Consider the following 13,654-nt stretch of genomic DNA (forward strand, 5'->3'; position numbering starts at 1 on the left):
GAATCGAGAAAGGTAGGCGCTACGACCCCGGACCGGCGTTCACACCGTGTCACTCACAGCTATCCGGGCCACAAAACACGTCCCCGTCTCCGCCGATGAACTCACCGACAACGTCCCGCCGTGCGCGTTGACGATCTGCGAGCAAATATAGAGTCCCAACCCGAGCCCACCGCCCGGCTGACTGCTCGCAGGCCGCCAATACGGTTCGAAGACTTTTTCCAGGTCTTGCGGCGCGATCGGCGCGCCCAGATTGGAGACGGAGATCGCGAGCTCGCCGGCATCCACCGATACCACCACCCGCACCGGTTGATCCGGCGAGCCATGCGTCAGCGCATTAGCCAGCAGGTTGGACAGCAGTTGCTGAATGCGCCCCCGGTCGCAGTAGACGCAGCCGTCCACCGCGATCTGTTCCAGCACGACACGTTGCGGATTCACGTCGCGCAGTTCCGTGACCACGTGGCGCAGCGCGTCGGGGAGATCGTCAACCGGAGCAAGCGCCACGCCGATACCCGTGCCGAGCCGGCCGCGGGCGAAATCGAGCACGTCGTCGATCAGGCGGGACATGCGCCGCGTAGTCGCCCGCAACCGCGTGCCGATGCTCACCAGTTCCGGCTCGCCGCCGCGTCGCGCCAGCCATTCCGCGGTGGCGCCCACGGCGGCAAGCGGATTGCGCAGATCGTGGCCGAGCACGGCGATGAACTGCTCGCGCAACTCAGCGGTCGTGCGCTCATTGATGAGCGCGGCTTCGGTCGCCGAGCGCTCGTTCTCGCTCTCCAGCTGCAGTGCGATCAGTTCTGCGAAGAGCGTGAACATGGTGAGCGTGCGTGCATCCGAGATCATCGCCGGACGCGGATCGATCGCGCACAGATTGCCGAAATAGTCGCCGTTGGGCAGGATGATCGGCACCGAGATATAACTCTCGATGTTGTAGATGCGTGGCGTATGGTGTTCGCGATAAACCGGATCGGTACTCGCATGATCGATAACAACAGGCCGGCGCATTGCGCGAGCCTCGCTGCACAGCGTGGTGTGGACGTCGAGTTGGCCGCCCGGCAACAGCCCGAACTGAATATCGTCCTGCACGGCACAGGCGGTCCATGTTCCCTCGGTGACGCGCGCCACCGCCGCGAAACCGAGGCCGGTGTTTTTGCAGATCACGCGCAGCATGGACGGAACAGCGCCGATCCGTCCGATGCTGGCCACGTCGCGAGCAATGGCTTCGTCGCTGTCGTCCATGGCGGCCTGCAAAACTCCATCAACAGGGTTCAAAATTCTACCTCTCAGTGCTCGATATTTTTTGTTCGATGCTGCGCTCAATTGTACGGGTCCGATTGCTCGCGCCAAGCGTTTAAAAATGGCCGCCTGTCCCCGCGCGCCGGTCGACGTGATCTTCTGGATTGCATAGTGCGTACCGCGATGCCAAGATGCGCTGTCGCCATCGACCAACTGGCGCGGGTATCGAGGCCGGGCCGGCCAGTACCTTTCTGTTAAACCTTACAAAGAAAAACGATGACCGGAGCAGTGCTTTCAAAATCGCCGACAGGCATTTCTGGCTTTGACGACGTCACCCTCGGCGGTTTGCCTGCCGGCCGGCCGACCCTGATGTGCGGCGCGGCAGGATGCGGCAAGACCCTGTTCGCCATGACATTCCTCGTGGAAGGCGTCCTGAAGTACGGCGAGCCCGGCGTGCTGGTGAGCTTCGAGGAATCGGCGGAGGACCTGGCCGCGAACGTGGCGTCGCTGGGCTACGACGTGATGTCGCTGATCGAGCAGAAGAAACTCGCCATCGATCACGTCAAGATCGACCCGGCGGGAATCGAAGACACTGGCGAATACGACCTCGAAGGCCTGTTCGTGCGGCTCGACTACGCCATCAAGAGTGTGAACGCGAAGCGCGTCGTACTCGATACGCTCGAAGCACTGTTCGCCAGTTTCCCCGACGCCGTCTTGCTGCGCGCCGAGTTGCGGCGCCTGTTCGACTGGCTGAAGGAACGCGGCGTCACGGCCATCGTGACCGCGGAGCGCGGAACCGGCGACCCGAGCCTGTTGACGCGGCACGGCATTGAAGAATACGTGTCCGATTGCGTCATCCTGCTCGACAACCGGGTCGAAAACCAGGTCACCACGCGGCGCCTGAGGATCGTTAAATATCGCGGCTCGGCGCATGGGACGAACGAATACCCGTTTCTTATCGATACCACCGGCATTAGCGTCCTCCCGGTTACATCGGCCGGTCTGGCGCATCTGACGTCGAGCGACGTCATCTCCACGGGTATCGCCGATCTCGACGCCATGTTGGGCGTGGGCGGTTATTTCGTCGGCTCGAGCGTACTTGTGTCGGGACTTGCGGGAACCGGCAAAACCACCTTTGCCGCTAAATTCGTCGAGGCCCGCTGCAAACTCGGCGAACGCACGCTGTGGTTCGCCTTTGAAGAGTCGCCCGAGCAGATCGTGCGCAACATGCGCTCAGTGGGCGTGGATCTTGCGCACTCTCTGGGCGGCACGCTCAGGATCGAATCGGCGCGGCCCAGTTTTTTCGGGCTGGAAATGCATTTGGCGCGGATGGCGCGCGACATCGACCTGTTCAAGCCGAGCGCCGTGGTAATTGACCCGATCTCGTCGCTGCGCGGCGTGGAGTCGGAAGTGCACGCGACGCTGTTGCGACTCGTCGATCTCCTCAAATCCCGCGGCATTACGGCAGTTTTTACAAGTCTGAGCGGTACCGACCAGGCGTCCAGCGTGAATGACCGCAGCATCTCATCGCTGATGGATACCTGGATTTCGCTATCGCATATTGAAACGAACGGCGAGCGTAACCGGCTTGTCTACGTGCTGAAATCGCGCGGCATGGATCACTCGAACCAGGTTCGTGAATATCAGATCAGCAATGGGGGAATCGCCATGGTGCCAGCTTATATAGGCGCGGGCGGCGTGCTGACAGGTTCCGCGCGGCTCGCGCAGGAAGCGCAGGAACGCGACGAATCCGCCGCGCGTGACGAACTTGTGATGCAAAAAAAGCGCGAGCTCGCCCGGCGCCGCAGACTGGTCGAGCAGCAGGTCGCGGAACTGCAGTCGGCGCTTGACGCTGAAGCGTCGGAGCTCGATGCGCTAATCGAGCAAAGCGACGAACACAAGCGCCTGCAGGAAGCCGACCGTACCCGGATGGCGCAACTGCGGCGATCGAAAGAATGACCGAACAGGACGCGTCCACGCCAGCGGAACACGAATCGGAAAGGACCGAAACGCCCGACGCTTGCTCGTATTTGCTGCGGTTGTATGTAGCGGGGGAAACGCCGAAATCGATGGCCGCCATCCGTAACCTGCGTGCGCTCTGCGCCACGCACCTGGCCGGCGAGTATTCGATCGAGGTCATCGATCTGCGCATCAACCCGCAACTCGCAGCCGCCGACCAGATTCTCGCAATACCGACCGTCGTCCGGCATCTGCCCGCGCCGCTCAGGAAAGTGATCGGCGATTTGTCGGACGCCGAGCGCGTGCTGGTCGGCCTCGACATCCGGCCGAGGGCCGGTTCGTGAGCGCCCTGCCCGTCGAAGCCGACGGCGGAGGTGGCGGAGACGGTGCACCGCCTCCACCGCCATCGGACACGCTCGTGCTGCGGTTGTATGTGACGGGCAATACGCTGCGCTCCACGCGTGCCGTGGACAACGCGCGGCGCTTGCTGGAAACCCATGCGGCGGGCCGCTTCGAGCTGGAAGTGATCGACATCTACCTGCACCCTGAAGCCGCGGTCGCGGCCCAGATCATTGCCGCACCGACGCTGGTCAAGCTGCGTCCGGGGCCGTTGCGAAGGGTGATCGGTGATCTCTCGGATTCGAACAAGGTGCTGGCCGCGCTCGGCGTGATGGCGTTGAACGTAGCCGGTAATGCGTCCTCAAGCGCGTCCTCAGGCGCGTCCTCAGGCGCGTCCTCGGCCGCGTCCATCAAACCCTGACGCGTATGTCCGATCAATCCCACTCCGCTTCACTGGAAACCGCGACTATCGAGGAGCTGCGCGAGCGGCTGCGCGAGGCGGAAGATACCCTCGACGCCATCCGCAGCGGCGCGGTGGACGCTGTCGTGGTCGGCAGCGACGACGACCGCCGCATCTATACGCTCGAAAGCGCGGACCGGCCGTACCGCGTGCTCGTGGAGCAGATGCAGGAAGGCGCGGTGATGCTCTCCGCCGACGGCACAATTCTCTACGCCAACGAACGCGCAGCGCAGTTGCTCGGCGCCCAGGTCGAGCACGTTGTGGGCTACGCGTTCAGCGCTTTTGTGCTCGATGGCCAGCACGCGCGCCTGCAGGAGCTGATCCGCGAAAGCGCGACCGGCACTGCCCGCGACGAACTCACGGTGCTGTCGGCCAACGGGGAAACGCCCGTGTATTGCAGCTTCAAGGCGCTCGAAGCCGAGCGCGACCAGGACCGGCTGATCTGCGGCGTGATCTCCGATCTCTCGCAGCAACGGCAGATGGAAGCGCGCCTGCACCAAGCGCAGAAAATGGAGGCGGTCGGTCAGCTGACCGGCGGCCTCGCCCACGATTTCAACAACCTGCTGCAGGCCATTCACGGCAACCTGGAACTCGTGAAGCGATCGCCTTCGGAGCGCGAGCGCGTACTGCGCTGGACCGACAACGCCATGCGGGCCGTCAGCCGCGGCGCCAAGCTCACCGCGCAATTGCTGGCATTTTCGCGCTCGCAGAAACTCGAATTGAAACCGGTCGGGCTGACCCAACTCGTGCGCGGCATGGCCGATCTGTTCGACCGCACGCTGGGCCCGGGGATCGACCTGCGGCTGGAACTCGGCGACGACGCCACCCTGGTCGTGGCGGACGCGACCCAGCTTGAACTCGCGTTGCTCAACCTCGCAATCAACGCACGGGACGCGATGCCCACGGGCGGCGTGCTGCGCATCAGCACGGTAACGTGGACGATCACGGACGACGCCGATCTCGCCGATGGCGACTACGTGGAACTGAGTGTCGCCGACACAGGCACCGGCATGCCCGCCGATGTCGCGGCCCGGGCGTTCGAACCGTTTTTTACCACCAAGGAACTGGGCGCGGGAACCGGTCTCGGCCTCGCCCAGGTGTACGGAATCTGCCAGCAGGCGGGCGGCCATGCGCGGATCGAGAGCAGTCCGCGCGGCACCCGGGTGTCTTTGTTTCTGCGGCGTTCGCCCGCGGTAGCCGACGCACCGGACCCGTCGGCGGCGGCTATCGTCAATGCGAGTGACCGGAGTGCGCCGCGAATCCTGGTCGTCGACGACGATCCGGATGTTCGTACGTTCATGGTCGAAACGCTGGTCGCGCTGGGGTATCGCGTGGACTCGGCGGCGGGCGGGCGCGCGGCGCTCCACATGATGGCAAGCGATCCACCGGACTTGCTGGTGCTGGACTTCGCGATGCCGCATCTTGACGGCGCTACGGTGGCGAAACTGGCGCGGTCCCAGGGTCTGCACATGCCCATTGTTTTCGCGAGCGGTTACGCGGACACCTCCGCCCTCGACGCCGCGATGGGCAACAATATCTCGCTGCTTCGAAAACCATTTTCGATTGGTAATTTGTCGGCGGTCGTTGCGGCGGCGCTGGCGTGAGGCGTGGACGGCATCGGGTTGCTGGCGCGACTTTGGTGAACGAGCACGGTGACAATTCGCGCCACTACTGACAGAAACTGGCAGTAGTCACGCTTACGATGGGTCCGACTTCAGCACCGGCAGTTAATCGCCGGTCGTTGCTGGATTCTCAGCCACACCCCCCGGCTACTTCCCATCGACCCAACGCGCAAACACCATGACCGATCCCAACTTCATCATCCTGTACGTGGACAACCCTTCCGTCAGCGCCAATTTTTATGCGGGCTTGCTCGGCAAGACACCCGTCGAATCTTCTCCGGCGTTCGCCATGTTCATCCTGGAGTCGGGTCTCAAACTGGGGTTGTGGTCCAGGCATACAGTTGAACCCGCAGCAACAGCGGCGCCGGGCGGCGGCGAACTCGCGTTCCCGGTGAAAGACAGTGACTCCGTGCACAGCCTTTTCGCCGATTGGGTCAGGCGCGGCCTGGAAATCATCCAGCGTCCGACAGAAATGGATTTTGGCTTTACCTTCGTCGCGCTGGACCCCGACGGTCATCGCCTGCGCGTTTTTACGCCTTCCGGGAAATAAGACGCGGCACGCGACTGCCGCATTTCAATGCGGATGACTAGCGGCTACCACCGTCTCGACGGCGTTATTGCCTTGGCCGCTTTGGCCGTTGTGCGCATGTGCGGATCGGTTTCATCGAAGGCGCTGCCCCCTCTGCGCCGCGTGTGGTCGAGTTCTTCCGCCAGCCGTTTCTCTTCCCAGTCGCGTTGCCACGCCTCCGCCTTATGGCGGCGCTCGATCGCGCGCCGCGCTTCGTCCTCGCGATCGATCCATGCAGCGAAGATCCAAAACGCGCGGTCTATTGCTTCATATTTTCCTGCCGGACCAGTCACCGAAAATAACAGCCGATCACCCTGGCCCGGGTGCTTCCAGTACACGCCGATTTCGCGTTCGCCAGCCGGCGCAATGGTTTTGCCGATATCAGACGCCGACGTCGCCCGTTCGCCCTTCCATCGTGCTGCCGAAGCGCCAGATACCGCGCCAAAGCTCCCGGCATTCGACTCAAGCTCAGGCTCAACCGCCAGCGCCCGGAACGGCCATTCGAAGCGGCCGGAGCGCAAGCGTTGAAACTCGCCGGGAGCATCGATCGAGACAAATCGCTTTGCCACCTTGTTGACCGTGAGCGTTCGCGACACGAGATGCAAAGTGAGATCGACGCCGCCGCCGGCTACCCTGATCCGGCCCTCGTCCTCGCGAATCTCGGCGTCGCATCGCGTTGATGCATACGATAACCGCCTGCCTTCGCGATACCCATGCAGCCAGAGCGCCGCGATGACGGCAAGCGCCAGCGCAACCTGGGCATCCGACTGCGGCGTCGAAGTGAGACCCGCATAAAGCGCGACGGCCGCCGCGCCGCACATACCCATCTTGACGATACGGCCGAGCAACGTTTCAGCCTGGAACAAAACGAACAGCCACATGAGTTTTCCCGATGTCACGTTTTTCTTGGTTTAGGGTCGAACACGCGGCGGGCTTGATGTCCGTGACATCTCCCCTTGAGGCGTGTTTCGCCTTGAAGCGTCTTGATGGCGCTTTCTCTCTCAGTCGGCAATCCCGTGCTTTTCAGCGTTCAGGTTGGTCAGGCCCGAACTCGGCGGGACGGCCATCACGGCCCTCACTTGCCTGCGCGTGTCCGCAATCGGCGGCTATAGGCGGCACGGGCGCGCCGTCGTAGCCGTAGTGGTCTCAGTCGCAGAGCCGCGGCGGCGCCGCTGGTCGTGAACACCCGAGGGCCAAGGAACCCTGGTTGGCGTCCAATGCGCAAGGCCCCGAAAGGGACCCGGAACGTGCACCGAGAGCGCGTGGTTCATAGCGAAAGTGGCCAGCAATTCGCTACACATTCCACGACCGGGAAACAACCGGCCTCCTTTTCCCGCCTCGGCGTCTGGTCAATACCGTTCACGATGCCTGCGTACACGTCAGGCAATGATGCCTTCGATGCACGCCGCAGCCCTCTCATTCCGTCCGCTCTTTCCGCCCATTTCGTTCAGCGCGGTGAGGATTGTTCACCTTCGCTTATGTCCGCTGCTTATGTCCGCTTGGGCGCACTCAACTGCCGAGGCCGCGGATCGTCGCAGCGGTCCTGACGCCGACGCCGCGCGCATCGCGGGAGCGGCTGCTGTCGTCCACAGGCGAAGCGACGCCAATCAGCGCCCCGGTTGTACATCGCCTGCGGGCTTCTGTCGGCGTGCAGCCGAAACGCTCCTTGAACGCGCGGTTGAACGTCGATTCGCTCATGAAGCCGACCGCACAGGCAATTGCACCAATGAGATCGCGCGCATGCAGCGGCGATTCGAGCCGGCGCATGGCTTCATCGAGCCGGCGAGTGCGTACATACTCAGCCACGCCGCCCATCGGTTCGAAGAGTTCATAGAGCGCCGTTCGCGACACCTTCAGGATTTCGCGCAGCCGCGCCGGGCCAAGGCTCATGTCCGCCAGATTGCCTTCGACAAAACTCAGCGCCTGCGCCCGGATCAGCGGCGTCAGGCGCGGATCGCCGGATTGCTCCCAACGCTCGGCGCGCCGCAGCACGGAGGCCGCGACGAAGTCCAGCGTGGCTTCGCCCGCCACGCGAGCCTGCTCGTCGTCCATCGAGTCCGCGACGCTCATCAGGCTGCGCATATGCGAAGCGATCAGCAGGCCGATAGGGTCGGCGGCCTCCCAGGACAGTCCATGCATGCGCAACGCGCCGCCCGTGCGCCGGTCAATGGCTTGACGTGGAATGGTGAGCGTCAGCATGGGTGCGTCGCGGGTGAAACCGACGTTTTCGACGGCGAGGTCGCGCATGACGACCGACCCGAGCGACACCTGCTGGATGTCGCGGCCAAAGGTCGACATCAACGTGCCGTCAAGCAGGCAATGCACCAGGTAATGGTCGACGCCGGAGGTCGCTATCCTGCGGCGGGTACGCTGAAATTCAACGTCTCCGCGCACGACATGCGACATGAGCAGCATTGAACCTAAAGGCCAACTTTCCATCTTCGCGCGAAACGGTACGGGTGGATCTTTCCGGCGCTGGATCTCAAAGATGGCGTCAAGTCCTTCGCGCCAGATTTCCTCGGCATCATTCTCGGGGAAATCGGCACTGTCGAATCTGATGGGCGTGGACATGGCGTTACTCAGCCTCCATAACAGCAGGGTTCGACATGACTTTCCAGATTGCCGGGTTCGCTTTTGGCATTACCCTGCATCGCAAAGAAATTAACGGCGCTTTAGCGGTAAAACTTTAGCATGTGTTTAAAACGATCTGAAGGGAACGGGGAGTTGTCGCTATATCCTTATTCGTTCTTTTGCTGGCAGAGCCCAAGCGGGCGACGGCTTTTCAAATGCCACAGTCCGCCGATGCCCCCGTGGTCAGGCAGGAGAATTTAGCTAAAAGACGATGGAATCGATAATGCGGCGTGCACGGGATTGCCTGCATGGGCGATGGGTTTTGGCGAAGACGGTTCGCGACACGATCAGAACTTTCATTCCACTTTCGTTAATAAGGGGCGGGTTTGTTTTGCGCGCGTTTGCAATTCGCCAATTCGCGAATTCGTTTAACTTGCGGAATGTTTAGCAAGAAAATCAGCGTTTTATCGAAAAACTTTATCGCGAACCGTCGCCTGTTCTTTTCAGCGACTCGTCGTCATTACTGGGGAAACTGGCATTCGGTCAAAGCTGCGCCGGACAAGATGCCAGCGCACGTGCTCTTGCGACTCCATATCGAGTTCCACCAGGAAACGCGTTTTCCCCGCGATCACCGCCCCTAGCGGCAAACCATCGCGATAGAGCACGCGATTACCCGGCAGTGCCGGCACTTTCTCCCCGGGCAGCAAGGTGCCGGCGAGATTCAGGGGATCGACCGCGCTTATCGCGATAAAACTCCCGTCGGCGGGCCGGTTGCGCATCGTGCGTAAAAGCGGCACGGCTTCGGGCAACGCGAACTGCTCACCTGCCAGCCCCGCGACAAATCGGCCGCCGCGAATTTCACCACGTGCTTCCAGCCGATGAAATACCCGCAGCAGGTCGCGCCACGGCGGCAACCAGTCGGCTTCGCGTTCGAGCAAGCGCCAAAAGATCACGCCATATCGGCGCAACAGGGTCATGGCGACATGCTCAAGGGAATCAGCGCCGGGCGCGGCACTGTTTTCAGCGCGGCGCAGCAACGCCCAGCGCCCAGCGTCGTCCATGCCACCGATAAAGCGGCCGCCGCGCCGTGGCCGCCGGCCGAAACTGTTGCGGCGCGCGGCCGGCGCGAGCAACGCACGCAGGCCGGCGAAACTATCGGCGTTCACCAGCCCCAGCGACACCAGTTCGCCCAGCGCATTTTCAAGTTCGGTATCCAGCAGGCGAACGTCCGAACGCAGTTCATCGAAGAACATGGCGCCGTGTTGCGTGAGCGCGTCGAACACAAGCTGGGCGCGCGATGACGGCTCGGGGGACTGCACCGGTTGCATCAGCGGATTCCACGCTGCCAGATTTCGACGCGGCAGCAACACGATCGGCGTGGTGCGCACCGGGCCGCCCGAACTTCGCGACCGGACACCCGGACGGCTCCAGACGACCTTGCCGGAGCGGCATAGATCGTCGAGCCAGGTCATGGAATAAGCGCTCAGGCGTGCCGGCAGGATCTCATCTTCCCATGCGACCGCGGGCGCTTCGTAGCCTTCGAGTTGTTCGATCGCGAGCATCAGCGCGTCGTGGCCGTCGCCATGCGGATCGGCTTTGGCGTCCACGCTGACGTGTTGCCAGTCGAACAGGAAACGCATGAAATCCTGCAACTCGACCGGCTCGATTTCGCGCCGCAAACGCCGCACGGTGTATCGATGAATACGCGCCAGCAGATGCCGTTCGCACCACTCTTCGTCCGTCGTGCCCATTGTGCCGATCGTGCCCGGGGTGAAGCGGCCTCGCATGACATAACCTTCAGCTTCCAGGCGCGTCAAGGCGAGCGCGACCGACGAAACCGGCACGGCCAACGCGCGCGCAATCACAGGCGCCGGCAGCGGACCAAAGCCGCTCAGACGGGCGCGCACGATCTCGACGAGCGCATCGTCTTCGGTCCAGGCTTCATCGAAACCAGGCAGCGCTTTTAGCGGCGGCTGCATCGGTGCGACCGGATGAACGGCACGCAAGCAGGTCAGGCGTTCGACCGGCACCCATAACCCATCCGCCGATGTCACCTGCAAACGCGTCGCACGCCCTGAAGCCGCGAGCTGTTGAAGCCACGCCGGCCAGCCATCGTTCACTTGCGACTCGGCTTCAGTGATGCATGAAAGCCCCGACAGCGCCTCGTGCATTTCATCCGCGTTGCGCACCGTTGGCCACGCTTCTTCGCGCACCCCTGCGATGGCTTCGGCGTCGAGCGCGCCCAGGTCATCGCTCGATTGCGGATCGGTCCAGCCTCGCGCGAGCACGGCCTGCGTGCGGCGCTCCTCGATGGGAGCATCGTCGAGAAAGGCGTAAGGACGCGCCGATAAAACCTCCGCCGCCAACGGCGACGGCGCGGGCAAATCGCGCGTGACGAGCCGCACGCCGCCACTCTCGATGCGTCTTAGCAATGCGAGCCACGCATCGCAATCCATGGCGTCGTGCAAGCAGTCATCGATCGTCTGATCGACCAGCGGATGACGCGGCACGTCACGCTCGCCCACCACGTTTTCAATGCACGCCACCTGATCGGGGAACACGGTCGCCAGCAGATCCTCGCTCTTCATGCGCTGCAATTGCGGTGCGACCCGACGGCCGCCCGCGTAGCGCGGCAATGCGAGCGCGTTGGTTGCGTTCCAGCGCCAGCGCACGCCGAACAGCGGCGCGTCGAGCAGCGCCTGGATCAGCATGTGCTCCGCGGTATTGGAATGCAGATAACGCCAGACTTCATCGAGCGGAAAACTATGGCTGCCCGTCAGCGACAGAACGATCGCGTCCTCGGTTGCCGCCGCCTGCAATTCGAAATTGAACGTGCGGCAAAAACGCTTGCGCAGCGCGAGGCCCCACGCGCGGTTGACCCGGTTGCCGAACGGCGCGTGAATCACGAGCTGCGTGCCGCCGGAGGCATCGAAGAAACGCTCCATGACGAGCACATCCTGCGTGGGCAGAACAGAGAGCGCGGCCCGCGAACGCGCCAGATAGTCGACGATCTGCCGCGCCGCTTCCTCACCGATACCGGTTGTATCGGCGAGCAGGGAGATCGTTTTATTGACCGGATAGTCGCCCAGCCAAGCGTCCACCTGCGCATGCAAACGCGCTATCGCCGCCGACAGTTCATTGCTGCGTCCCGGCGCTTCCCCGAGCCAGAACGGAATGTTCGGCGGCTGGCCGTGCGCGTCTTCCACGCGTACTCGGCCGCCCTCCACACGCAGGATCTTGTACGACGTATTGCCTAGCTGGAACACGTCGCCGGCCAGGCTTTCGACCGCGAAATCCTCGTTGACCGTGCCGATCTGCAAACCTTGCGGTTCGAGCAGCACGGCGAAATCGGCGTTGTCCGGAATGGCTCCACCCGATGTCACCGCAGTCAGCCTGCCGCCGCGCCGGCCGCGCAAACTTCGTGTCACCACATCCCGGTGCACATAAGCCCCGCGCACGCCGCGCCGGCTCGTATAACCCTCGGCGAGCACGCGCAGAACTGCGTCGTACTGCGTACGATCAAGCGACGCATACGGCATCGCATTACGCACGAGTTCGAAGAGCGCGTCCTCGCTCCATTCACGGCTCGCCACTTCAGCGACGATCTGCTGGGCGAGAATATCGAGCGGCGCCTCGGGAATATGCAGCACGTCAAGCTCACCGCGCGCCACGCAATCGAGCAGCGCGGCACATTCGATGAGATCGTCGCGCGATTCAGGAAAGAGCCGCCCTTTCGGCGTGCCGCGCACCTGATGCCCCGAGCGCCCGACACGCTGCAGGAAACCACCGATCGAGCCCGGCGAACCGAGTTGACAGACCAGCTCCACATCGCCGATATCAATACCCAGTTCCAGCGAAGCCGTTGCAATCAGCACCTGCAGCTCGCCGCGCTTGAGCCGCTGCTCGGCATCCAGCCGCTGCTCTTTCGCGAGGCTGCCGTGATGCGCGGCGACGGCCGGCTTGCCGAGCCGCTCGGTGAGATGGCGCGCGACACGCTCAGCCATCCGGCGCGTGTTCACGAACACGAGCGTGGTGCGGTGCCGCGCGATGAGATCGGCGAGGCGGTCGTAGACACGCTCGCGCACATCGTTCGACATGATTGCTTCGAGCGGGATGGGCGGCAGCTCGAGCGCGAGATCGCGCTTGCGCACATGGCCGACATCGACGATCGAACATGGCCGGTTGCCCGTCAGGAATTGCGCGACCCGTTCGATCGGCTTTTGCGTCGCCGATAACCCGATCCGCACCGGCGCTTCATGCTTATGTTCAACGCACAACGCGTCCAGGCGTTCGAGGCTGAGCGCGAGATGCGCGCCGCGTTTGTTGCCGGCGACTGCATGGATTTCATCGACGATCACCGTACGCACCGTCGACAACATCGCGCGGCCGGAATCGGAACTGAGCAGCACGTAGAGCGATTCCGGCGTGGTGACGAGGATATGCGGCGGCCGCTTTTTTACCGCGTTGCGCTCCTGGGGCGTGGTGTCGCCGGTGCGCACCGCCGCGCGAATGTCGATGGGCGGCAAGCCCATCCGCTCGAGTTCGATCGAGATGCCGGCGAGCGGTTCCTCCAGGTTCACGCGGATATCGTTGGAAAGCGCCTTGAGCGGCGACACGTAGACCACGGCCGTCTCGTTGGGCAATGGGTCATCGCTCGCCAATGCTTCCCGAACCAGTTCATCGATTGCCGCAAGGAACGCCGTCAGCGTCTTGCCCGAACCGGTCGGCGCGGCCACGAGCGTCGAACTGCGGGCCTTGATCAGCGGCCAAGCGCACTTCTGCGCCTCCGTTGGCGAGGGGAAATGCCGGCTGAACCATGCCGCGACGGCCGGATGGAAGTCGTCGAGCGGATTGGAAGCCGATGATTTTGCAGCGGTCATATCGCTAGTTTATTAGCCGTCG

9 protein-coding genes are annotated in these 13,654 nt (G+C 63.1%); 5 read left to right on the forward strand and 4 right to left on the reverse strand.

The window, feature by feature from the left end; genetic code table 11:
- Positions 1-39: 39 nt before the first annotated feature.
- Positions 40-1,236: a GAF domain-containing sensor histidine kinase gene (locus ACSQ8V_RS10050; RefSeq protein WP_436205625.1), complete on the reverse strand. Its 1,197-nt coding sequence runs from the start codon at positions 1,234-1,236 to the stop codon at positions 40-42.
- A 273-nt stretch (positions 1,237-1,509) separates the two neighbouring features.
- Between ACSQ8V_RS10050 and kaiC the strand changes: the two genes are divergently transcribed.
- From kaiC to ACSQ8V_RS10075, 5 genes are all read left to right on the forward strand, one after another.
- Complete coding sequence (gene kaiC, locus ACSQ8V_RS10055; RefSeq protein WP_436205626.1) at positions 1,510-3,192, forward strand: circadian clock protein KaiC; 1,683 nt, start codon at positions 1,510-1,512, stop codon at positions 3,190-3,192.
- Positions 3,189-3,536, forward strand: coding sequence for a circadian clock KaiB family protein (locus ACSQ8V_RS10060; RefSeq protein WP_436205627.1), 348 nt, complete (start codon positions 3,189-3,191; stop codon positions 3,534-3,536). The genes kaiC and ACSQ8V_RS10060 overlap by 4 nt, the downstream gene beginning before the upstream one ends.
- Complete coding sequence (locus ACSQ8V_RS10065) at positions 3,533-3,952, forward strand: circadian clock KaiB family protein (protein ID WP_436205628.1); 420 nt, start codon at positions 3,533-3,535, stop codon at positions 3,950-3,952. Before ACSQ8V_RS10060 ends, ACSQ8V_RS10065 begins: the two co-directional genes overlap by 4 nt.
- A 5-nt stretch (positions 3,953-3,957) precedes the next feature.
- The gene (locus ACSQ8V_RS10070) at positions 3,958-5,595 is read left to right on the forward strand and encodes a response regulator (RefSeq protein WP_436205629.1); all 1,638 of its coding nucleotides are present in this window, start codon (positions 3,958-3,960) and stop codon (positions 5,593-5,595) included.
- A 196-nt stretch (positions 5,596-5,791) separates the two neighbouring features.
- Positions 5,792-6,163 (forward strand): VOC family protein, encoded by a 372-nt coding sequence (locus ACSQ8V_RS10075; RefSeq protein ID WP_436205630.1) that lies wholly within the window; start codon positions 5,792-5,794, stop codon positions 6,161-6,163.
- 44 nt (positions 6,164-6,207) lie between these two features.
- On the opposite strand, the gene ACSQ8V_RS10080 is transcribed toward ACSQ8V_RS10075, so the two are convergent.
- The 3 genes from ACSQ8V_RS10080 to ACSQ8V_RS10090 all read right to left on the reverse strand — a co-directional run bounded on the left by ACSQ8V_RS10080 (position 6,208) and on the right by ACSQ8V_RS10090 (position 13,632).
- Positions 6,208-7,062, reverse strand: a complete 855-nt coding sequence (locus ACSQ8V_RS10080; protein WP_436205631.1) for a hypothetical protein — start codon at positions 7,060-7,062, stop codon at positions 6,208-6,210.
- 628 nt (positions 7,063-7,690) lie between these two features.
- On the reverse strand, positions 7,691-8,752 hold the full coding sequence (locus tag ACSQ8V_RS10085; RefSeq protein ID WP_436205632.1) for a helix-turn-helix domain-containing protein: 1,062 nt from the start codon (positions 8,750-8,752) through the stop codon (positions 7,691-7,693).
- A gap of 503 nt (positions 8,753-9,255) precedes the next feature.
- Positions 9,256-13,632, reverse strand: a complete 4,377-nt coding sequence (locus tag ACSQ8V_RS10090) for a DEAD/DEAH box helicase (RefSeq protein WP_436205633.1) — start codon at positions 13,630-13,632, stop codon at positions 9,256-9,258.
- Between the last annotated feature and the right edge of the window lie 22 nt (positions 13,633-13,654).

It is taken from the genome of Caballeronia sp. LjRoot31, assembly GCF_964253885.1.
GTDB lineage: Bacteria > Pseudomonadota > Gammaproteobacteria > Burkholderiales > Burkholderiaceae > Caballeronia.